Consider the following 23,849-nt stretch of genomic DNA (forward strand, 5'->3'; position numbering starts at 1 on the left):
AACACAATACAATCACCAACCAAATGAAAAGGCACTATCAAGTCATATTATTTTTTTGTCTAATGTCGATGTCTGTGTCGGCACAGAAATATTATATCACAAATTTATATGTTTATGATATGTTTTTAATGAATCCAGCTAGTGCAGGGGTCGATAAATCGTGCTATAATATTGGAGCTTTTTATCAAAATCAATGGCTAGGTATGGATAATTCACCTACCACTCAAATTATAAACTTTCAGGGTCCAATAACGGGTAAGTTGGGTTTTGGTAGTTATGTATATAATGATAGAAATGGAAATATGGGGGAGCTAGGTTTGCACCAGGCTTTCTCCTACGAAGTGTTGCTTTCAAAAACACGTCATCATATTTCATCTCTTGCATTTGGTTTGGGTTTTACGGCAGAACAAACTAAAATTGATGAGTCCGGATTTGGATTACCAGGGGCAAACGACCCTGCTATTTCAGGAGGAATTAATAGCGGATGGGGGTTTAATTTTAATGCAGGTTTAATTTATAAGTACGACGATTATCAATTAGGGGTTTCTGTAACTAATATGTTGGATCAGAACAACCCCTTATTTATGAGTCCCGAGGAACCTGAGCAGCCAATTGATTTTCATATTTACGCAAGTTCGATGTATAAAATTGTGGATAGAGATATTTATCTAGAACCAATTGTAATGTATCGTCAAAATACACTTTTAGATAAGCGCCTTGATTTAACGCTTAAGGGTACCTTCCCAACGCCTGATCCCGATTATACTTTGTGGAGTTTAGTTTCGTACAGGCATAATGTCGATTATCAAATAGGGAAAAGTTTAGGTTTAGGGGTAACAGGCGGAATTAATTATAAAAAGATTGGTTTTGGTTTTGAGTATCAGTTAGGCTTAACGGGTGCTCAACTTGATTATGGTAGTGCTTACCAATTGTTACTTCGTTATAGTTTTTGCACATCACGAGAAAATGGAGCTATCCCTTGTTCAATTGCACGACAAAATAAGAAGTCGCGATATAAAGGTTTAAGTTGGTAGTATTGCTATATTGCTTTAGTAAATATGGATATCGATAGAGAATTATATTTTAGCTTTAATAGAAAAGGAAGAAATCATTTAGTATTGGTGATCTTCCTTTTGTTGCATCTATATGTCAATGGAGTTAAGGCTAGTGATTTGCGTGTGGTAAACAATACTGTTATTGCCAACAGCGATATTGCCATTATGAATCAGGGCGAAGAAATAAAAATTAATGTACTAAATAATGATTTTGGTTTAGAGGATGGTGTAGCTAGTTTGGTAATTAGTGTTGAGTCTCAATATGCAGAAACTACAGTCACCGAGAATAATGAAATTCTGTATAAACCCGATCCGTCATTTAATGGAAAAGATGAGTTTACATATAAGGTTTGTAATGTAAACGGAAGTTGCGATGAGGCCAAAGTAAGTGTTGAGGTATCTTATTTTAACTACATCCCCTTAGCCAATAACGATACTGTTGTAGCTTTTGCAGGAGAAGATATTAATATAGATGTTTTAAATAATGATGAGGGTATATTTGATGCACCACTTGATTTAATAATTATTACCGATTTAAATGAAGGGTATGCTTCAGTAAATAATGACTTAAGTGTTAATGCAATTTTCGATACTGGTTTTACGGGTGTTGATTCACTTCAGTATCAGGTATGTGATGCGGATAATGATTGCGATGATGCCTGGGTTTTTATTCATATTAAAACACCTGAAGGATATGAGGTATTTATCCCGCAAGGTATTTCGCCCAATGGAGATGGTCTTAATGATGTATTTTATGTGCCTGATTTTAAGGATAAGAATCTTGAGATTCAAATCATCACAAGTATTGGAGAGGTTGTTTTTAAGGATTTAAACTATCAAAATAACTGGGATGGTATTGCAAATACAGGCAAATACAAAGGGCAATTATTGAAGCAAGGAACCTATTATTACACTATAAAAGTGCTCGATTCTAAAGATGTTTATAGTGGTTACGTTTATTTAAACTGGTAGGGGAGATGCACATTAAAGTATCAAATATAACCCTGTATATTACCTTGTTTGCAATTTGCATTGCAGGTAAGTTAAATGCTCAATTTGAGGTGTCGTCTTCTCAATTCATGAATACTCAGTTTTTTCTCAATCCGGGGTACACAGGCGTGCAAAAAGCGCTTAATATTAATGGTACAGCTCGCCAACAATGGATTGGTATGGAAGGAGCACCTAAGAAATATCAAATTGGTTTCGATTCTCCTTTAAATAATTCTCTTGCTGGTATTGGAATGGGTGTCCAAATTGAGCAGTATGGGCCTTATAAAATGAATCTTATTCATGCTAATTATGCTAGGTTAATAAAACTATCCTCAAAAGGCTTTCTTTCATTAGGGTTTACTGGCTCAGTGACTAACTACTCATTAGGCTTGGGCGATTTAGATTTAAATGACCCAAATGATCCCATGTTTGGAACGGATATCAGTAATAGTTTTACCCCTAATATTGGAGTAGGAGCTTTCTACTTTACCCAAAATTTCTACTTTGGCATTTCAATGCCAAAAATTTTAAACGAGAAACCATTCGCTCAAGAAGATGGTGAAGACAATCCTTTGATGCGCTATTCATATATCAGCACCGGTTATTTGCATGCAATAAATAAGAATATTGCCATTAAGCCTGCATTTCTGTTGCAAATGAAAAACTCTCAGTTTAGCTATATCTCTGCGGGAGGACAAGTTATTTTTAATAATCTATTGTATTTAGGTGTGTTGTATCAAACTCAAAAATGGGTGTCTGCACTTGTTAATGTTCAAATATCAAATGCAATCAATATTGGTTATTCTTTCGATTATGGCTTAGAGCAAGAATATTACAATAACTATTCTCACGAAATAACTTTTCGCTATAGTATCACAAACCTTTATAAGAGAAATAGGAAAAGAGATTTTACTACAAAAAAGAAAAAGCGCGCCCTGCCTAGGGAAGAAAGTATGAAAAACCTGCGTAATTTTTAAGGTTTAAAAGTAGATTGAAAGAACTTTATCATTATTAACTACCGTTGATAATTGTAGTTTGATATGTTTAATTATGTTGAATAAGTGCATGATATTTATTGAATATATAAATCGGATGTTTATATTTGGTCGCTAAAATCTTTATTATAGATATGATCAAAGGATTGAATTTGCGTAACCTACTTATTTTAATAGCTATAACTTTATATGTTAGTTTAGTTCTTAATTTTTTAAGTAAGTCTAAAAATATATGCACTAACGAGCTTGCTGTAAAATATGTAGATATTACTGATACAGATTCAATAAAACACATTGTTGGTTCTGAAGTTTATCCAGTTATTTATAAAAATATACCAAACCTTTCGGAGTTGGATAAAGATGAAAAGAAAAGGATATTTCTTGATATCATGATTCCATCAATTTTAATGGCGGAAGAAAAAATCAAGCTTAAACAGGATAGTGTTATTAAAATCAAGCAAAAGGCTTTTGAGGGAGATTTAAATCATCAAGATTCAATCTTTTTAAAACGGATTACCAAAGAGTATCGTACAGATAGTTTGCAATACATTATTGAATCGCTTCATTCGCACCCTTTATCAATAACTCTTGCTCAGGCTGCTGTTGAGAGTGGTTGGGGAACTTCCCGTTTTTGTCAAGAGGCGAATAATGTTTTTGGTATTTGGTCGTATAATAGAAGTGAGAAAAGAGTGCGGGCAAATAATGCTAGAGATGGTAAGGCAGTTTACCTTAGAAAGTACGATTCTGTTTTTGAGTCGGTTTATAATTATCTAGAAACCATTTCACGAGTCCACTCCTATAATCAGTTTCGAAAAGCGCGATCGAAAAGTGATAACCCCTATCAATTAATATGGCACTTAAGTAATTATTCCGAAAGACGTTATGAATATGTAAAGTCTCTACGAGATATAATTGAACACAATCAGTTGAATAGGTATGATTCTGTGGAGTTAATGCCTTTTAAATCTGATGGCATATTTATTGATTAGTAAAGCAAAGTATTGAATGCATTTGTGGAGTTGTAAGTATTGGTTTATAATACGTACTTTAGTAAAGTAAATTATAAGTAATGAAGACGAAGTTAATTATAGGAAGTTTATTAATATTAATACTAGGTGCAGTAATTTTTGATTGGCAATATGGTGTAGAAATTGCTAATAGAATTGAGGCAAATCTTGAGAATAATCCCTTAATTAAGAAGAATTTTTCCGAAGTATCTTATTCACAGATTAAAGTTTCTCCAATTTTATCGAAAGTTACATTCATAGATTTTAAAGCCAAAACTGATTATTTAATAGAGTGTGATGAATTGGTGATTAAGATGGCCTATGATGAGGCGCAAGAACTTGCTCAAACTAATAAATTGGAAAAGTTGACTAAGTTGTCTTTATCTGCTTATAATCTAAATGTGCTTAAAAACAAAGAGTGGTATAAAGCAAGTAGTTTTTTATTAATATTTAAGGGTGATATAAATCCAAATGATTTATCAAATGCCTTAAGTTCTTCCCAGGATATTAACTTGAATGTTGAGAATATTAAAACGAGTGGAGAGATATTTGGAGATCTTAAGTGGAATGAGGAGATTGATGAAATAAATAAGTTTAGCGCATTATTATCAAATAACGCAGAAGCTAAAATGGCTACGTTAAAGAAAATGGATATTGCTTCTACGCTTATCAATGCAGACTTAAAAGCAAAGTATCATTACAATAATGACCTGAAGCCAGAAAAAGTCCAGTTTGTAAGCGATATTGCAAGTGTTGGTAATACCATCAGTTTTGGTGATATAAAGGATATGGGTTTGTATTCAATAGATGGTTTAGTTCAACGCGCTACAGGAGAAGTTGTTTTTGATGCTTTCGGAAAAGTAGATGATAACAGAACAAGTTGTAAAACGTATATGGCCTTAAATAATGCAATTCTAGATTTCAATAAAGAAACAAGACGAATGTATACCAATCAATTGTCCTTGATAGGCGTTAGTCTTGATGATTTGCGTATCAATAAACTTGATTTTAATGGAGAGTTAAGAGGTGGAGATTTATACTTATCAGATACTAGACTATACTCCCCTTTGTTAAAAGCTAAGATACAATCTCAAATTAAGTTTGATTTTATTAAGCCACACGAATCTTTAATAAAAAGCTCTGCGGTGAACGTTAATATTATAGATCCTAATTTAAAAGGAAGTTTTGAAGGGATTGAGCGATTGTTTGGTTTGCAGATTCCTCGTTCTGGAGAAGATTTAGTTCTTGAGCTTAAAGGTTCGCTTAAAAAACCACTAGTAAAAGGAGTGCATTATAGATAGTTACTTTGTTAAGTCACCCTAAAAGAAAACCAAATTAATATTCTTGATATACCTGAATTTGTTTATCCCAAGGTTTGAGAAGTTGAGTTACTCCAATTAATATTTTGTTAAGACTGCATAATCAGGAATAAGTTCCACACTCACATTGTAAAACTATATTTCTCTATTGTAGGGAATAAAAGAGCATAAAAAAAGGGAGTCAAATTGACTCCCCTCTTATATTATTGTGACTGTAAATTACTTTACAGAATCCATGTACTGAATTAATTCACATACTTTAGCTGAATAACCCATTTCGTTATCGTACCAAGATACAACTTTTACGAAGTTATCAGATAAAGAGATACCTGCTTTAGCATCAAAGATAGAAGTACGAGTATCACCGATAAAATCGTTAGATACAACCATATCCTCAGTATAACCAAGAACACCAGCTAATTCACCTTCTGAAGCTTCTTTCATAGCAGCACAGATAGCCTCGTAAGAAGCACCTTTCTCTAAACGTGCAGTTAAATCAACAACAGATACATCTGGAGTTGGAACACGGAAAGCCATACCAGTTAATTTACCGTTAAGCTCAGGAATTACTTTACCTACAGCTTTAGCAGCACCAGTAGAAGAAGGAATGATGTTTTGACCAGCGCCACGTCCACCTCTCCAATCCTTAGCAGAAGGACCGTCAACAGTTTTTTGTGTTGCAGTAGTAGCGTGAACAGTTGTCATTAAACCTTCAACGATACCAAACTTGTCATTTAATACTTTAGCTACAGGAGCTAAACAGTTAGTAGTACAAGAAGCGTTAGAAACAAAGTTCATATCGTTAGTGTACTTAGTGTTGTTTACACCCATAACGAACATTGGAGTATCGTCTTTAGAAGGAGCAGACATTACAACTTTTTTAGCACCAGCGTCAATATGACCTTGAGCAGACTCTTTAGTTAAGAATAAACCAGTAGACTCAACAACATACTCAGCTTCTACGCCACCCCAGTTGATGTCAGCAGGATTTCTTTCAGCAGTAACACGAATCTCAGATCCGTTAACAACTAACTTACCATCTTTTACTTCAACAGTACCATCAAAGATACCATGAGTAGAATCATACTTTAACATGTAAGCCATGTAGTCAACGTCGATAAGGTCGTTGATAGCTACAACTTCAATAGTTCCTTTGGCAACAGCCTGACGAAATACGAAACGACCGATACGGCCAAATCCGTTAATACCAATTTTGATTTTTGACATTTTAATATGTTTTTTTAGAATTATAATTACAATTCCTTTAAAAATGAGCCACAAAAATATAAAATCAATTATTAATCTTCAAAGAAAAGCATATTGTTTTTCAACAATGTTTATTAAAAAATGTAAAAAGTGCCCGTAATATGTTTTTTAGCATACTTTAGGTCCAAAAAAAAAGGGGTACGACATTATCGTACCCCTTTTTCTAAATTTTTCTAGGTTAAGCTTTCTCCATATTTGTCTCAACTTTAGCTTTGCTATAAGCAGGACAATCTTGTGTAGTTTTACAAGAAGTAAAACCTAATGCCAATATAAAAACAACTGCGACACCTACAATAAATGTTTTTTTCATAATAATATTATATCTAATTAATGACTCCTTATTTTCTTAACTATTCAATCTTAACGAAAGTAAGTCGTAATGGGTTACAAATTTATTTTTTTTTATTATTAACGGCATGTTTTATTTGATGAAAATGATAAGTCGTATAAATATTTACTTTAAACTAATTATTCATATTTACCAAAAGCTCTTTTTTGGTAGATTTTCTAGCCAAATGAGACGTGTAAATTGTTATTGAAAGTTACCTTTGAATAAATTAGCGATTTGTATTTCTCGCAAAAGTGTTCAGTCAAGATTTAATGTAATAATGCATATTTATAGATTAGTATTGTTATTGTCATTCCTAGTTGGGAGCACCTTACTATTTTCCCAAGAGGTAAAAGAAGAACCGCACTTTGTTAATTCAACAGTTGTGAATGGAGATACTGTACCACATATTAATATTATTGAAGTTAAGGTATCGCCACCTAAAAAGTTTAAAAGTAAACGAAAGTATAAAAGGTATACAAAGTTAGTGCGTGATATAAAAAAAACTTTACCCTATGCACGTAAAGCAAATGAGCAAATTATATTAATAGCTCAAACTGTTGATACTATTGTTGGAGAGAAGGAGCAAAAAGCATACTTAAAAAAAGCAGAGAAAGAACTTTTTGAGGAGTTTGAAGCTCCTTTGCGTAAATTAACTTTTTCGCAGGGGCGTATGTTAATAAAGTTAATAGATCGGGAAACCGGATCGAATAGTTATAGTTTAATTAAGGAATTAAAGGGCGGATTTTCGGCTATGATGTGGCAATCAGTGGCACGAATCTTTGGTTCTAACTTGAAATCAGAATTTGATGAGGAGGGAGAAGATGCTATGATAGAGTATATCATATATCAAATTGATTTAGGCTTACTATAGAAAAAAGATTTAAAAGACTGAATGATATTACCTAATATTAAAATAATAGTATTCATAATACTCGCATATTTTTTCTGCCTGTCATTATTACAAGCGCAAAGCGATGCTGAGCTTAAGAAAATACGTTTTAAGGGTAATATTAGTGTCTCTAATTCTCAATTACAGGATGCGATATCACTTAAAAAGAGCAAACGATCTGATAAATCTTTTTTTTCTAACTCAGTCTATAAACAAGATGTTACTAAAGTCATTGAGCTTTATCAACGCTTTGGTTTTTTAAATGCTGAAGTGGCTGATGCAGAATTAAAGTATTCGCGTAAAGGTAAGGTGAGTGTTACATTTAATGTTAAAGAGAATGACCAAATTAGGGTTGGAGATGTACAATTCAGAATTAATGGTTCTCAGTCTTTAGATGAATTCTTTGCTACTTATAAATCTAGGAAACTGATTAAAACACTAAGTGCTCGTAAAGGAAAGGTATTTAGGGATGCTGCGGTTTATGAAGATGATGTTCTCATATCTCAAAGTTTTGAGAATATCGGTTATGCTTATGTAAAAGTAGAGCCAATAATAGATGTAGATGTTGAAAATAAATTAGCTTCCATTATTTGGGAGATCGATACTAGAGATTTATGTTTTTTTGGGGACATTACTTTTATTGGACAAACAAAGGTAAGGCAAAAGATATTGGATAAGCAGGTAGTATTTGATAAAGGTGATATTTATAACCCAAGAAAGATAGAACTCACACAACATAATCTATACAACATTGGAGTTTATAGAATTGCTAGTACAAAAACAGTTCGCTCTGAGGAGCAACGAGATTCTATTGCTACTTTAGTTAATTTGAGAGAGGCTCCTCGTTTAACTAGTAAATGGGGGGCCGGGTATGGAAAAGAAACCAATGTAAGAGTATTTGGGCAATTTACTTATTTGCATTTTTTAGGAGGTGCGCGCCGTGCCGAACTAAATATGAATCATTCTGCCATTGAACCCTATGATTTTAAGTTGAACTTAATTCAACCCTCTTTTTATAGTCCAAAATCTCAACTTATTTTATCGCCCTATATCTCAAAAGAAAATGAGCAGGGATATTCTCTTGAAAAGAAGGGAGCTAGTATTACTATTTTGCAAAAAATAAGCAAGCGTTCCAATATGTCATTAGGTTATTTAAATGAAAAAGTGGATTTAGATACTACCAGTGTTGGTGATATTCCAGATGCGAGTGAATTACAATCGGCATATAATAAGGCCGGGTTTACTTTTGGATTTACCTATACAAATACACAACCTATTTTTGATCCAATTGGCGGGATTTACTTAGCGGCAAATGTTAAAACAAATGATTTTTTTAAGAAAGGACCCTATAGTTTTAACAAATTTCTAGGTGAGTTTCATAAATATCATTTATTAAAATACGGTTGGGTATTGGCGTTAAAATTGAAAGCTGGTACAATATTAACCAACTCAAGTACAGAGTTTATCCCCATTGAAGAACGTTATTTTGGAGGAGGATCACAATCCATAAGAGGATATAATAGGCAAGATATTGGTCCTCAAGATGCGAATGGTCAACCCATCGGAGGTAACACCATTTTTGAGATGTCAATCGAAAACAGAATATTGCTTCTGCCGAGGTATGGGGTGGGAATGGTTTTATTTATGGATTTAGGAAATGTTTGGGAGCAAAGTAGTTACTTTGATGCTAAGGATTTGTTGTACTCCGCAGGAGTTGGGCTTAGATACAGCACACCCATAGGCCCCATTGGCATTGATTTAGCAAAACCAATTATAAAGGATACAGGTAAGCCCTGGCAATTCTATTTTAGTATAGGTCATAGTTTTTAAGTACAATAAACGAGGTGAAGAAAGTTGTAAAATATATAATATGGTTTCTAGTTGCATTATTGATGCTTCTACTGCTATTGTTGTTGCTTCTTCAAAGTACTCCTATCCGAAAAAAAGCCGCTAATGTGGCCATAGAGGAGCTAAATAAAAGCCTTCAAGGTACTTTCTCGATTGCAGGAGTTAGGGGTAACTTGTTTAATACAATCATCATTGATTCTATAATAATATCAGATTCTACCACCACAGTTTTAACGGTGGATAAAATAGAGGTGAATTACGATTTGTTAGCTTTATTAGATAAGCAAATAGTAGTTGAGAATCTAATATTAGAAAACCCGACTGCTAATATTCATCAGGCTAGCAAAAAATGGAATATTGTATCGGTTTTTAAACCGAATACTGTAAAAGAGAAAAAAGAGAGCCAACCTTTTCCTTTTTCTATACACGGGCAAAGTATACTTATAAATGGTTTGAGTAGTGATTTTATTACAAAATCGAAAGTAATCCCAGAGCACCTGGATCAATTAAATCTTGATGCTGCTTTTTCGATGATTAACGGTGCAATGTTTTTATCACTAAAACATCTCGATTTACAAACCCAGAAGCCCATTTATAAAATCGATGATTTAAGGTTTAATGCAGTGTATGATTCTTTGGGTTTTAGTGTTGATTCCTTATTGCTCAATACTCCAAAAAACCATATTGCCATCGGAGGTAATTATCTTAATTTGTATAAGCATACAGTTTCACTTCAGTCCGATAGTATCAATGTTTCTGAATTCGAAATGTTTATTCCTCAATTGTATTTTAAAACCTTACCTAAGGTTGATATTAATATTCGCACTGAAGAATCTAAACTTTATTTGGAGTCAACCTTACGGCAGTTGTCTGAAGAAATAAATATTGAGGCTGTCTTTAATTTGGATGAATCAACACATAGTTTTATTCATAATTCGCCTTATGATTTAAAGTTAAAATGTAAAAATATTCATCCTTCAAATTGGGGAATAAAGCAAAATTTGCCTATTGAGTTCAATGGAGATATTCAGTTAAAAGGATCCGGATTCAAGTTTAAAGAGACTCCTATTAAATATCAATTTAACTTAAATGCAATAAATGCATATGGTTACGATGTTCAGCAGTTAAATGCTAAAGGTGTTTTGGAATACCCTAATGTAAATTCAGAAATTACAATTGTTGACCCTAAAATTAAAGCAGCTGCGAATATAGTTTTAACTGATTTTATAAAAAAGCAAGAGTATTCCTTAATGGTGGATGCTGATTATTTCAATGGAAATGCATTTAATAAGAAACAACTTGATGAGTTAGGCGGAGCAATTTCAATAGATGCAAATGGTTCTGGCTTTAATACAAACAGAGTGAATGCATCTGTAAATTTAAAGTCCGACTCCTTGTATATAAAAGGAGTGACATTTAATAGCTTAATAAGTGATTTAAAAATAAATGATGGAGTTATACAGGTGGATACTTTTTCTATGGGTAGAGAAGATGTTCTAATTAATTCCTCAGGATATTATTCTTTCAAGAATAAAAATATTGAAGGAACCTATGCTCTTGAACTTGATAGTTTAAACATGTTGTATGCTTTAATTAATGATAGTAGTATTAACTCGAGTTTAATGGCTGAGGGTACGGTTACTGGGGCTACAGATTCATTGTTATTGAATTGTAAATATCTTTTTAAGGATGTAGTTAGGAGTACCTTTAAACTCGATACTTTGGAGGGAGAAGCATCATTAATCATTGCAGATTCTTTAGTGGCAAATTCCAAATTCAAAGCTTCCGGATTATTATTAGGGTCTACTCACGTAGATAGTTTAAAGGCAAGCATTGCGTATGCAAAAAATGAAATAGAGGCTCATTTAAAAGCTATTAAAACAGATACACTTACAATCGAAGTAGATTCAAAGGTTTTGCTAGGTGACAGTATAACAATTCAAGTTCCCTATGCTTTTATTGAAACTCCTTTTTTCGATATTCAGAGTAGGTATCAATCCATGGCGTTTGTTATCGATTCAAGTAATATAAAATGTGTAGATGTAGCCTTTGTTGGAACAGAAAATGAAAAAGATTATGAATTAAATATATTAGGAAACTTCAATCCCAAGGGATATTCTGACTTAAATTTAAGTGTTGATAATTTTAGACTAAACATACTAAACCAAATAATTAAGGAACGAGATTTTCAGGGACTCGTTTCTTATAATGCAAACCTAATAGGTGAGGGAAGTAATCCTAGTTTTACTTCGTCGTTAAAAATTGATGAGGCGCAATACGATTGGATCAATCCCAATGTTGTTAATTTAGATTTCAATATTCTAAATCAACAAGCAAAAGCCGATTTATTATTGCTTGATAAAGCAAACGATACCCTTGCTGTAGATTTTAGTTTTCCAGTTTCTTTAAATTTTAAAGATTCTGAAATAGGCGTAAAAGATACTTTCGATATTAGTGGAAATGTACATTCATCAAGGGTTAATTTGAGCGAATATACCAATCATAATAATAAAGGTATTGTTTTAGATGGTGATGCTGTACTTAATTTTACAGTTGGAGGAACCAATGTGAAACCACTATATTCTGGATATTTATCCTTAATTGATGGTTTGTTTAATATGGAAAAATATGGGATTAGTTATCACGATATTAATGCATCAATAAATGCTAATAACAGCCAGTTCGGAGTAGATTCATTAATAATGAAATCGGGTAATGGTTATTTAAGAGTTAATGGAACTACAGAAATAAATGATTCAATATTATCCGGAAAATATGGTAATCTCGATTTTAATTTGGAAGCTAAAAATTTTCATGTTTCAAATATAAAGGCTCACGATATTGTTATAGATGCGAATTCGCAATTAAAGTCAATAAACGATAGTGTTACGTATACGGGTAAAATTGATGTGTTACGATCCAGTTTTTTCTTGCCCGATTTAGCTAGTTCTCAAAACTCAAAAGAGCAGGAAAAGCCTTTGTTAGTTCAAGCAATTAGAGCTCAAAGTGGCGATAGTTTATTTGTTGATGAACGAGGCCTTCGTTCTGATACTGCCAGTTTCTCTAATAGCGATTTTGTTGTACAAGAGCTGTTTGGTAGTTTAAAGATTATCATCCCAAAAAACACGTGGGTTAAGAGTGATGTACTTAAACTAGAAATTAATGGGGATATTGATGTGGTTAAAACGGGTCGTTTTTTCGAACTGTTTGGCTATATACAAGTATCGAGAGGCTCATATTATCTATACGGAAGACGATTCAATTTAGAGGGTGGAGAAATTAACTTTACCGGTGGAGAAACCTTTGAGCCAAGCTTGAATTTGAAAGCTGAATATGTTTTTAGAGGTGCTGATAAGGATGTGCAAACATTAACCTTAAATATATTAGGCACAGTAGTAGAACCCGAATTAAGTTTTTTAATTGACGGAAGAAGTATTACAGAGAGTGATGCAATTTCTTATATAATATACAATCGCTCTTCTGATGAAATAGGATATGATAATCAAAAAGGATTGGCCTCGGCAGTTTCCTCCGGAATTATGACAAAAATGGTATCTTCGCAATTGAGTAAAACTTTGGGTAATCAGCTAAATTTAGATATGATTGAGCTCAATACCGAAGATAATTTTCAGAGTATGGATTTTGTGGTAGGTAAATACATTACTAAAGATCTATTTATGAAGTATCAACGAGGTTTTGGCGAAAATAATAATAATGAAATTACACCGGAATCTGTTACTTTAGAGTATGAGGTAATTGATAATTTGTACTTTCAGGTGCAAAGCGGGAGCTCAAAAACTTCGGGAATTGATGTAACCCTTAAGTTTGAAAAAGAAAACAATTGGGATAATACATCTAAATCTCGTAAAGAGAAACGTAAAGAAAAGCGAAATCTAAAAAAGTAAAATCGCATGGAAATTCAGGAAATAAAAAAGTTAAATCAAGAAATCAATAATGCCTTGTGCAAAAAGCAAATAAAGGATGCTTTGGCAATGATTGGTAATTTAGCCAAGCAATTTCAAAGTGGTAGTATTATTGATGATCATTATAATATACAGTTTACCTATAAAAGTTTACTCTCTTATGCTGTTGAGGGAGTAAATGATCCTGAGCAACAAAAAATGTATGATAAAATTATTGGTGATACATTTAATTTATCCGACCGTTTGTTTTCGTTTATCTACAAGCAAAAATCGAGTGATTATTTATATCAGTTAAGACGACAATCTGACAATGCTAATTCAATTGAGAATGTAATAAGTAATTTTTATGAAGCTTTAGAAAGTGATGCATTAGCTGGTCAGATTGGTCAGCAGTCGAATACTGCCGATGAAAGCATTAAACACATTTTCAACAAATTGTTTTCTGTTCATGATATTAGTTTATCCGAACATAAGGCTATTGTAGGTATATTATTAGATGAAGATGTAAACTATACATACCGAGCGCTTTTTGTTTCAGCCATCACTGTGGGACTTTTGCAAGAGTTCTCGTTAGAAAAGTTGTTGGTTTTATTTGAAGTTTGTTCCAGTAAAACTCAAGAAGTGCGACAGCGTTCTTTGGTTGGTTTAATTTTGAGTTTATATAAATATGATAATCGCCTAAAGTATTATCCAACCATAACAAAACGTATCGACTTATTAGTTGATGATGAAAAAAATATCAAGGCTATTTCGTCTCTACTTATTAATTTAATTAGAACTAGAGAAACGGAAAAGATCATAACCAAGTTGAACGAAGAAATTTTGCCAGAAGTGGTGAAAATGCATCCTAACCTTCGCAATAAACTGGATATTGATGATATGATTGGTGAAAAATTTATTGAAGGAGAAAATCCTGATTGGGAAGATTTCTTTAAAGATTCACCAGAATTAAAAAGCAAGCTAGAGGAAATTACCGAATGGCAAATGGAAGGTGCCGATGTGTTTTTAAGTACGTTTAAAACACTTAAACATTTTCCGTTTTTTAATGATGTACATAATTGGTTAATCCCTTTTGATGTTAAAAATCCTGCTTTAGCTCCAAATTATGGAGACGATCAGTATATTTTTGGTAGTAAATCGGTGCAAGAGAGTTTAACAAAATCAGGATTCTTATGTAACTCTGATAAATATTCATTATTCCTAAGCGTTCCTTTTATGCCATCGTTTCAAAAAGATATGATGGCTAAAATGTTTGAGCAACAGCTCGAGCAAATAGAAGATATTGAAAAAGATGATTCCTTAGTTAAACCAGATAAAAAGGAAGCCAATATAAATAACCGTTATATACAAGACCTTTATCGTTTGTATAAATTATATCCGCATCGCAATCAATTTGAAGATGTTTTTGCATGGAAGATGGCTTTTCATAAAAAGCAGTTCTTTTCCACTCTTTTTAAAGATCAATCCTATCTCCGACAAATTGGAGAGTTCTATTTCAAAAAGCAGTATTATCTCGAGGCTTCTGAGGTTTTTGCAATTCTATTAGCTGATAATAGTAGTCATGTTGAGTTAATTCAAAAATCGGCATATAGTTTACAGCAAGTTGGTAAATACACTGAAGCTTTGGATTTATACCTAAGGGCAGATATTTTAAAGACCGATCAGTTGTGGACCATTAAGAAAATTGCCTTGATGTATAAATCCATAGGGAAACCTCAGGAATCCTTAAATTATTATCTGCAAGCAGAAAAATTAAAACCTGAGGATTTACACACTCAGGCTCTTATAGGTCATTGTCATCTTGATCTTAAAAACTATAAAGATGCACTGAAGTATTATTTCAAGGTGGAATATTTAGATTCAACTAACACTAAGGTATGGAGTCCAATTGCTTGGTGTTCGTTTGTGTCCGGAAATTTTGAACAAGCAGAAAAGTATTATCAGAAATTATTGATTAGCTCCTCAAACAATCAAGATTTAATTAATATTGGGCACGTTTATCTTTGTTTAAAAGATAGAAAGCAAGCGTTAGTGTATTACAAGAAGGCCATTAATTTAATGAATAATAGTGAAGAATTCTTCAATACATTTTACGAAGATCAAGAACAACTTATTCTGAATGGTGTAGATGAATTAGACTTGCCAATAATAATAGATCAATTAAAGTATAGCATAGAAGAGTAATGGCAAAAAAGAAAGTTAGCACGGAATTATATAGTTATGGAGTATATTCACGATGGGATAGGGGTACTAAGGAATTGCCTAAACTATTGGATATAACAGATCAAATACCATTGGAACTAGATGTTGAATTTGGTTACGTGATAATTATTAAAGGAGCTAAAGGGAAAAGAGTAAAGTATAGAATTGATCATCCCCCATTTAAGGATGATCAAGGAAAGGTAGAACCTTCTTTTACTGGAGAATATTTTATTAATTCAAACGACTATGAGTTCTTTTTGGGAGATACTATATGGGCTCCCATCGAAGACAAACAAGGTGAATGGTGCTTAACTACATGGTTGGATGGTAAAATTATAGCTAAAAAATCTTTATTTATAAAGAAGTCTTTATAAATAAAGGTTAAGCTAAAACTACAGAAATTAAAAAGAAGGTAAATCCTAAAAGTGCTATAACTAATAATACTTCAATAACAAGAAACCAAAATATCTTTCTTTTTAATTTAATAGTTGTATCCTCCGTCTTCCTAAACATATCTCCCAAATTTTTTAAACTATAACTCATCATCTTTTATATAATATTATCTCAACTACTGATGTAATAATCATACATGTTTTGCTGAAACACTTGTAAACTCAAAATATTTAACTGTTAATTTATGTTATTTGGCCAAAAGAAAATTGCTTTTTGCCCTCACAACATTTTTAAAACTATTAAAAAAGCTACTGTTACACAAGTTAAAAAACACTAATTGTACATATTCCCCCTATATTTTGTACAGATACACCACCTAGCAGGACTTACGGAAAATAATGTGTACTTAAAAAGAACAATAGTGAACTATCAAACACATTTTACCACCCATAAATGATTTTTTTGCCCCTAAAATAATTGCATTCATAAGCGGGTGTAATTAACACTTCATAACGAAATAACATCATTCGTCATTAATAAGTATAAGGTTATTTTTTGATGGTTTTATCATTAGTCTTTTTCTAGGATGACCAATTCATTATATGAGATTTTGATCAATAAATAGGACTAATCAGTCATTAGAAACCAAGTCTAAGATAAAATTGCGATAAGCGATACAATTACTAATATGTATTGAATGAAAAGAATTGTAGTTGGAAATTCGAGTTTAATCTTGAGTTTATTCATGATGGATGTTTGTTAAGGGTTTATGCAAAGATGCTACTGAGGCATTTAATCTCATTAACTAAACTAACTCGTTTAGTGGGATACCCTTTTTTATACACGAAGTAGTCTGTTTTGTAAATAAAGCAGATTAAACTTTTATATATAGAATGAAGATTATGTTTGTAAGTTACTACCATAATCATTACTTTCACGGTTCATAAATAGTATACCAAGGCTCCATATCTGAATAAAATGTTAAGAACAATCATTGTTGATGACGAGAATAGTGCACGTCAGAGTATTAAAAAAATACTTGAAATGTATCTGCACGATGTAGTAGAGGTAGTGGGTATGACTGATAATCTTGACTCTGCAGTTTCGTTAATAAAAAAAGAATCACCAGGACTTGTATTTATGGATATATCGATGCCTCAACAATCGGGTTTAGATGTATTTAATTATTTTGATGTCATAAATTTTGATGTGGTATTTATTACAGCACATAATCAATATGCTGTAGATGCCGTTGGTTTAGGAGCTTCTGGTTATATACTAAAACCAATCAAGCCTAAAGAATTAGTAGATACAGTTCTTAAAATAAACATGAAGCGTAAAACCAAACCAAATGAGCCAAAAAATGGCGATTTGGATTATGGTTATAGTAAGTTGATGGTGAATCATCAGAAGGGTGTTCATATTGTTGCTTATAATGAAATACGAGCTATTGAAGCAGACGGCAATTATTGCAAAATATTTAAGGCTGATGGTGAGCCATTGTACGTATCAAAAACAATAGGTAGTGTTGAGGAAAAATTACCAGAGTCACATTTTTTTAGGGTGCATAGGTCGTGCTTGATAAATATTAATTACGTATCTGAAATTGATAAAGAAAAAAATATTATTCGTTTGGGAGAATTAGAAATGCCCTTAGCAGCTATTAATTTTAAACCACTAATTGAGCATATTTCTAAAATAGCTAACAGTTTTATTTAATTTTTGATAAATCTCTTATTTCAAACTCAACAAGTTTACTGAAGTCTATTTTATTTGATTCAAATTCTTCATCATAAATGAATAAGTAACCGTTAACCAGCTCGCTAGGTTTTTCCTTTTTGCCTTTATGCTTCTTGAAATATGTCTTTATCTTTTTAACCTCACTTTCGTGGATGGCAACAACGCACTCTAAGGCAGTGTTCTCAAACAATATATGTTCGTTTTTTATGCTTCTTAATATCCCCATATTATAGTCTTATTTTCTCTAAATCGTCTTCGTAATCTAATTTAATATCTTCGTGAAGAGCACCCATTGCTTTGTAAATATTACTTAACTGGCGCTCATATAAATTCTTGAGGACTTTGCTATTCTTAAAAGGAACATTACAGTTCTTCATTACATAACAAAAGTGAATCAGCAATTCAATTTGAGTTGTTTTTTTACCTGAATATTTAATATGCTGAGTGACAATTCTAAGCACCTTGCGAATGGTTTTTTTAGCAAAGTATAAGGTGTTCTTATTTATACCCTTAAAACCATCTTCAATTTCTAGTTTAATCTCATTAATGTAATTTTCTTCGTCGGAAGCTTCGTAAAGCAGGTAGTGTAATAACTCTTTATTTTCTTTTTTATACTTAGCTAAGCGTATACAATGCTCAACTAAAACTTCTTTCGGAAGATCTTTGAGTTCTTTTTTTATTGTACTTATGCTATTTGTTTTAATAGGCATTTAACTTACCAATTAAGTTATCTAAATTAAATATCGTTCAAATATACATTAAGAAAGTGGTACAAATTAATTATTATCGATTATTCAATGTGAAATTCTATAATGCCCAAATGTACTTGGGCATTACATTTCAAGAAGATTGCATTTCGGATGATTTTGTATTTTCTTTTATTTGAGCATCAATGTTAGCAATGGTAATCATGTTAACAATTTCTCTGACCGAACTGCCTAACTGAAGAATCTGAACTGGTTTGTTTAAACCTAATACAATAGGGCCAATAGCCTCAGCAGTTTTCATTACTTGTAATAATTTATACGCAATGTTTGCAGCCGCAAGGTTAGGGAATACTAACACGTTGGGTTCGTTATTTACCAAGTCAGAAAACGGATAATTCTTTTCAAGTTCTGTTTGGTTAAAGGCAAAGTTGGCCTGTATTTCACCGTCAGAAATTATTTCAGGATAACGTTGTTTCATAATTGTAGCTGCTTCTCGAACCATTTTAGGTTCTTCACCATCAGTTGAACCAAAATTTGAATAAGATAGAAAAGCAACTTTGGGTTCAATATCCATCATATTGCGCACTGTTGTTGCCGCCTGGTATGCTATAGTTACCAATTCTTCGGCGGATGGTTTGGCAAGCATTGTGGTATCAGTAAAAAACAGAGGCCCATTTTTAGTGAGCATTAGATACATACTAGATGCTTTTACATTCTTTTTAGTGCCAATAATTTGTAATGCAGGCTTAATGGTATTACTATATTTTCGGCTGATACCAGATATTAGCGCATCAGCATCGCCTTGGTCAACCATCATGGCACCAAAGTAATTTCTTTTAATCATTAAATTATGAGCTTCGTATTTATTGTAGCCCTTTCGCTTTCTTTTGTCAAAGAATAGATCGCCATATGCCGCAACAGTTTTGCTATTAGCGCTCGAGGTTGGATCAATAATCGGGATATCCTGTAACTCGAGGTTGTGCTTTTTAATGAGCGCCTTTATTTGTTTAATATTTCCTAGTAGAATAGGCTTGGCAATACCTTCATCTAATGCAATTTGAGCTGCTTTAAGTACTCTGTAGTCATCAGCTTCAGCCAAGACCACCCTTTTAGGATTTTGTTTTGCCTTATTGGTTAATCGTCTAATTATTTGCTTATCATTTCCTAGGCGTTGCGTTAACTCAGTTTTGTATTGCTCCCAATCTGTAATTTTAAGTTGCGCAACACCACTTTCAATGGCCGCTTTAGCCACAGCAGGAGCCACTTCGGTAAGTAGTCTTGGATCAAGAGGTTTTGGAATAATATAATTGGTACCAAAGCTCATTGTCTCTTGATTGTATGCTTTTATCACCATGTCAGGAACTGGCTGTTGTGCAAGGTCAGCAATGGCTTTTACAGCAGCCAACTTCATGGCTTCATTTATTTCTGTTGCTCTAACATCAAGTGCACCTCTAAATATAAATGGAAACCCAAGTACATTATTTACTTGGTTGGGATGATCAGACCTGCCTGTAGCCATTAAAACATCGTTACGAGTTTTCATCGCAGTTTCGTATTCAATCTCAGGATCAGGATTTGCCAGAGCAAAAACAATTGGCTTGGGAGCCATAGATTTTAGCATATCTGCGCTTAGTACATTGCCTTGCGACAGCCCCAAAAATACATCGGCATCAACAATGGCATCTTCTAGTGTGTTGAAGTCTAGATTAGTTGCAAATTCGCTTTTTAGTTTGCTTAGGTTTTTTCGATCTGACCTTATAACTCCTTTAGAGTCGCATACAATAATATTGTCTTTGTTTAGGCCCAGTTCTATAAATATTTTAATGCACGACAGCGCTGAAGCACCAGCCCCAGAAACTACCAGTTTAACTTTGTTTCTATCTTTTTTCACTACTTTGAGGGCGTTAATCAACCCTGCCCCAGATATAATTGCCGTCCCATGCTGGTCGTCATGCATAATTGGGATGTTTAGTTCTTTCTTTAACCTGCTTTCAATTTCAAAACAATCAGGCGCTTTAATGTCTTCTAGATTAATTCCTCCAAAGGTGGGTTCAAGAGCCTTTACAACGGTTATAAATTCCTCGATATTTGATGTGTTTAATTCTAAATCAAAAACATCGATACCGGCAAATATCTTGAATAATAAGCCTTTGCCTTCCATAACAGGTTTAGATGCTTCGGGGCCAATATTACCAAGCCCAAGCACTGCAGTACCATCTGAAATAACCGCAACTAAATTTCCTTTTGCAGTGTACTTATATACCTCTTCTGTATTATCAGCAATTACTCTGCATGGTTCAGCCACTCCAGGGGAATAGGCCAATGCTAAATCTCGTTGCGTTTTGGTGGCTTTGGTAGGAATAACTTCAATTTTCCCAGGCGTTCCTTTGGTATGATAATCTAAAGCATCTTGCTTTCTGATTTTAGAATTTGACATAAATGTAGATTTTAGTTCGTTGAGAAAACAATCAGAAGTACTTATTAGTTCGATGGTAAATTTACTAGATGTAATTTTATACAAATTGATAGGAAGATGACTTTGTAAACCTATTTTTCTACAATTAGTGTGTGTAATTGGTCTATATTTTACGTAATGTCTTTTGGTGTAAGTTTCTGTTTATTAATATATATGTACTAATATTATTTATATATTTTGCTATATTAAGGCTATAGTGGCAATTTTGACAAACTGTATAGTCAATTGGGTTTGGATAATTCCTTACAAGGTATTATTTGATTTACAACAGTGAATAAAACGATTAAATAATTAGTTAAATATGATGCATAGAATAAGATTTTGTTGGATGTGTTTAATGCTTTTTGCGAGCATTTTAATAGGGGGATGTCAGTCGCCAGCGGATAAATTGATTACTCAAAATAGCGATAATGTTATTATTGATAGTCCCAAAGGGCAGATCGTTTTAACTCCCTTATCCGATTATTCTATTGAGGCGAAATATGAGGTTGAAGGATATTCTAATGCGCCTTCTTATGCTTTAACAAATGATATAACTCCGGTTGAAGCTTCTTTCTCGAGTAAAGAAAATTACTGGGAATACGCCACAAATTACATGTCGGTAAGGATTGATAAGGAAACCTTTGCCTTATCTTATTTTGCTGATGATAAGCTTATTTTATCAGAGGAAGAGGGACTCCTCTATTCCGACTCTATTAAAGGTTTCAGAATGAATCTATCGCCAGATGAGAAGTTAATGGGCGGTGGTGAGCGTGTTCTTGGAATGGATAGGAGAGGGAAGCGATTGCATTTATACAATAGAGCTAGCTATGGTTATGAAACGCACGCTGATTTAATGTACTATTCAATGCCGATAGTTATCTCATCTAATAAGTATATGTTATTGTTTGATAATGCAGCAGATGGATTTTTAGATTTAGGAGCAACGGAAGAGAATATCCTCCAGTTTGAAGCTGTTGGTGGTCGTTTGGCTTATGTTGTGGTTGCATCCGATTCATGGAAAGATTTAACGAATAAATATACCGAAGTTACAGGTCATCAGCCTATGCCGCCGCGTTGGGCATTGGGTAATATTACTTCGCGCATGGGGTATCGCTCTCAAAAACAAGTTGAGAAAGTAGTGGATACTTATCGAAAAGAAGACTTTCCTTTAGATGCATTGGTTTTAGATTTGTATTGGTTTGGACCGGATTTACAAGGGCATATGGGAAATCTCGAATGGGATAAAAAGGCTTTCCCTGAACCCGAGCAAATGATGCAAAATATCAAGGAAAAAGGCGTTAAAACGGTTTTAATTACAGAGCCTTTTATTTTAAAAGAAAGTGGTAAATATAAAGAAACCGCAGAGCAGAACTTACTAGGTACAGATATTAATGGGGAACCTTATATTTTCGATTTCTTTTTCGGAACAACTGCCTTAATTGACATATTTAAGCCAGAAGCACAAAAATGGTTTTGGGGTATTTATAAAAAGCATACAGCAAGTGGTGTAGAAGGATGGTGGGGCGACCTTGGAGAGCCTGAGGTTCACCCAGATGATTTGCAACATGTTAATGGTGCTGCCAATACTGTTCATAATGCTTATGGCCACGAGTGGGCTAAAACCGTTTATGATGGATATGCGCAAGATTTCCCGAATAAGCGCCCCGTAATATTGATGCGTGCTGGTTTTGCAGGTTCACAACGTTACGGTATGATACCGTGGACCGGTGATGTGAACCGTACTTGGGGAGGTTTAAAACCGCAGGTAGAAATTTCGTTACAGATGGGAATGCAAGGAATGGCTTATATGCACTCCGATTTAGGAGGTTTTGCAGGTAATTATAAAGATTCTGAATTGTATACGCGTTGGTTACAGTATGGAGTATTTCAACCAGTTTACAGAACGCATGCCCAAGAAGATGTGCCACCAGAGCCCATATATTGGGATAAAAAAACGAAGGATATCACGCGCAGGTACATTAAGCTACGTTATGCCTTAACACCTTATTTATATACAATGGCCTATAAAAATAGTACTGAAGGAACTCCTTTAATGCAGCCTTTATTTTATGTAGATGACAATCCTGAGTTATTAAACGAAAAGGATACTTATTTATGGGGAGATAACTTTGTGGTTTCTCCGGTTACTGATAAGGGAGCAAGCGAATGGACATTACCACTACCATCAAATGCCAATTGGTATAATTTCTTCACAGGCGAAAAGTTTGTTGGTGGGCAAGTAGTAACTATTCCTGTAGATATACATAATATTCCTGTTTTTGTTAAAGGGGGATCTTTTATTCCAATGGCTCCTGTTGTAAATAGTATGGATGATTATAGTACTCAGAAATTAAATCTACACTACTATTTCGATGAGGATATCGCCTCGTCAGAAGATTTTATGTACGAGGATGATGGAGAATCCAACTATAGTTGGGAAAACAATCAATTTGAGAAGTTATTCTTCAGCTCTAAGTTTAATCATCAAAACGGATTGATAATAAAAATCCATCCAAAAGGATTTGATTATAAAAACAAACCCGAGAGCAGAGATATTCAATTAATAATACACCACCATCGTACCCAGCCGAATTATGTGAAGGTTGATGGTGAGGAGGTTGGTTTTGATTGGAATAAGATATCAAAAGAAATTAAAGTGGCCTTAACAGTGTCAAAAAGTAAACTTAGTGTTGAAGTAAAATAGTTCTATCCATTATATAATAGTA

17 protein-coding genes are annotated in these 23,849 nt (G+C 33.4%); 12 read left to right on the forward strand and 5 right to left on the reverse strand.

Features of this window, described 5'->3' with window-relative positions:
• The first annotated feature begins 23 nt into the window (after positions 1–23).
• From QMO11_RS17180 to QMO11_RS17200, 5 genes are all read left to right on the forward strand, one after another.
• Positions 24–1,034 carry a PorP/SprF family type IX secretion system membrane protein gene (locus tag QMO11_RS17180; RefSeq protein WP_282038688.1) on the forward strand — a complete coding sequence of 337 codons (1,011 nt, stop codon included), beginning with the start codon at positions 24–26 and terminating at the stop codon, positions 1,032–1,034.
• A gap of 24 nt (positions 1,035–1,058) precedes the next feature.
• The gene (locus tag QMO11_RS17185) at positions 1,059–2,027 is read left to right on the forward strand and encodes an Ig-like domain-containing protein (RefSeq protein ID WP_282038691.1); all 969 of its coding nucleotides are present in this window, start codon (positions 1,059–1,061) and stop codon (positions 2,025–2,027) included.
• A gap of 5 nt (positions 2,028–2,032) precedes the next feature.
• Entirely contained in the window at positions 2,033–3,022 is a 990-nt protein-coding gene (locus QMO11_RS17190; RefSeq protein WP_282038694.1) for a PorP/SprF family type IX secretion system membrane protein, read from the forward strand.
• Positions 3,023–3,174: 152 nt separating this feature from the next.
• Positions 3,175–4,029, forward strand: coding sequence for a glucosaminidase domain-containing protein (locus QMO11_RS17195; protein ID WP_282038696.1), 855 nt, complete (start codon positions 3,175–3,177; stop codon positions 4,027–4,029).
• Positions 4,030–4,109: 80 nt separating this feature from the next.
• Positions 4,110–5,348, forward strand: coding sequence for a hypothetical protein (locus QMO11_RS17200; protein WP_282038697.1), 1,239 nt, complete (start codon positions 4,110–4,112; stop codon positions 5,346–5,348).
• A 237-nt stretch (positions 5,349–5,585) separates the two neighbouring features.
• Here the strand turns inward: QMO11_RS17200 and gap are convergent, their stop codons facing one another.
• Positions 5,586–6,593 (reverse strand): type I glyceraldehyde-3-phosphate dehydrogenase, encoded by a 1,008-nt coding sequence (gap, locus tag QMO11_RS17205; protein ID WP_075602964.1) that lies wholly within the window; start codon positions 6,591–6,593, stop codon positions 5,586–5,588.
• Between the two features lie 217 nt (positions 6,594–6,810).
• Positions 6,811–6,942, reverse strand: a complete 132-nt coding sequence (locus QMO11_RS17210) for a hypothetical protein (RefSeq protein ID WP_282038698.1) — start codon at positions 6,940–6,942, stop codon at positions 6,811–6,813.
• Between the two features lie 298 nt (positions 6,943–7,240).
• Here QMO11_RS17210 and QMO11_RS17215 point away from each other — a divergent pair, with 298 nt between their 5' ends.
• From QMO11_RS17215 to QMO11_RS17240, 6 genes are all read left to right on the forward strand, one after another.
• Positions 7,241–7,834, forward strand: a complete 594-nt coding sequence (locus tag QMO11_RS17215; RefSeq protein WP_282038699.1) for a DUF4294 domain-containing protein — start codon at positions 7,241–7,243, stop codon at positions 7,832–7,834.
• 21 nt (positions 7,835–7,855) lie between these two features.
• Complete coding sequence (locus QMO11_RS17220; RefSeq protein WP_282038701.1) at positions 7,856–9,682, forward strand: BamA/OMP85 family outer membrane protein; 1,827 nt, start codon at positions 7,856–7,858, stop codon at positions 9,680–9,682.
• 14 nt (positions 9,683–9,696) lie between these two features.
• The gene (locus QMO11_RS17225) at positions 9,697–13,605 is read left to right on the forward strand and encodes a translocation/assembly module TamB domain-containing protein (protein WP_282038703.1); all 3,909 of its coding nucleotides are present in this window, start codon (positions 9,697–9,699) and stop codon (positions 13,603–13,605) included.
• Between the two features lie 6 nt (positions 13,606–13,611).
• Positions 13,612–15,807 (forward strand): tetratricopeptide repeat protein, encoded by a 2,196-nt coding sequence (locus QMO11_RS17230; protein ID WP_282038705.1) that lies wholly within the window; start codon positions 13,612–13,614, stop codon positions 15,805–15,807.
• A complete protein-coding gene (locus QMO11_RS17235; protein WP_282038707.1) occupies positions 15,807–16,199 on the forward strand; it encodes a DUF3859 domain-containing protein in 393 nt (130 codons plus the stop codon). Before QMO11_RS17230 ends, QMO11_RS17235 begins: the two co-directional genes overlap by 1 nt.
• A gap of 997 nt (positions 16,200–17,196) precedes the next feature.
• A complete protein-coding gene (locus QMO11_RS17240) occupies positions 17,197–17,937 on the forward strand; it encodes a LytR/AlgR family response regulator transcription factor (protein WP_282038709.1) in 741 nt (246 codons plus the stop codon).
• Here the strand turns inward: QMO11_RS17240 and QMO11_RS17245 are convergent.
• The 3 genes from QMO11_RS17245 to QMO11_RS17255 form a co-directional block, all read right to left on the reverse strand.
• A complete protein-coding gene (locus tag QMO11_RS17245; RefSeq protein WP_282038711.1) occupies positions 17,930–18,184 on the reverse strand; it encodes a hypothetical protein in 255 nt (84 codons plus the stop codon). The two genes, QMO11_RS17240 and QMO11_RS17245, sit on opposite strands and share 8 nt — an antisense overlap.
• Before the next feature lies 1 nt (position 18,185).
• Positions 18,186–18,668 carry a hypothetical protein gene (locus tag QMO11_RS17250; RefSeq protein ID WP_282038713.1) on the reverse strand — a complete coding sequence of 161 codons (483 nt, stop codon included), beginning with the start codon at positions 18,666–18,668 and terminating at the stop codon, positions 18,186–18,188.
• A gap of 130 nt (positions 18,669–18,798) precedes the next feature.
• Complete coding sequence (locus QMO11_RS17255; RefSeq protein ID WP_282038714.1) at positions 18,799–21,102, reverse strand: NADP-dependent malic enzyme; 2,304 nt, start codon at positions 21,100–21,102, stop codon at positions 18,799–18,801.
• 340 nt (positions 21,103–21,442) lie between these two features.
• On the opposite strand from QMO11_RS17255, the gene QMO11_RS17260 reads away from it, so the two are divergent.
• On the forward strand, positions 21,443–23,827 hold the full coding sequence (locus tag QMO11_RS17260; protein WP_282038715.1) for a glycoside hydrolase family 31 protein: 2,385 nt from the start codon (positions 21,443–21,445) through the stop codon (positions 23,825–23,827).
• The last annotated feature ends 22 nt before the right edge of the window (positions 23,828–23,849 follow it).

The organism is Saccharicrinis aurantiacus (assembly GCF_947489045.1).
Lineage (GTDB): Bacteria > Bacteroidota > Bacteroidia > Bacteroidales > Marinilabiliaceae > Saccharicrinis > Saccharicrinis aurantiacus.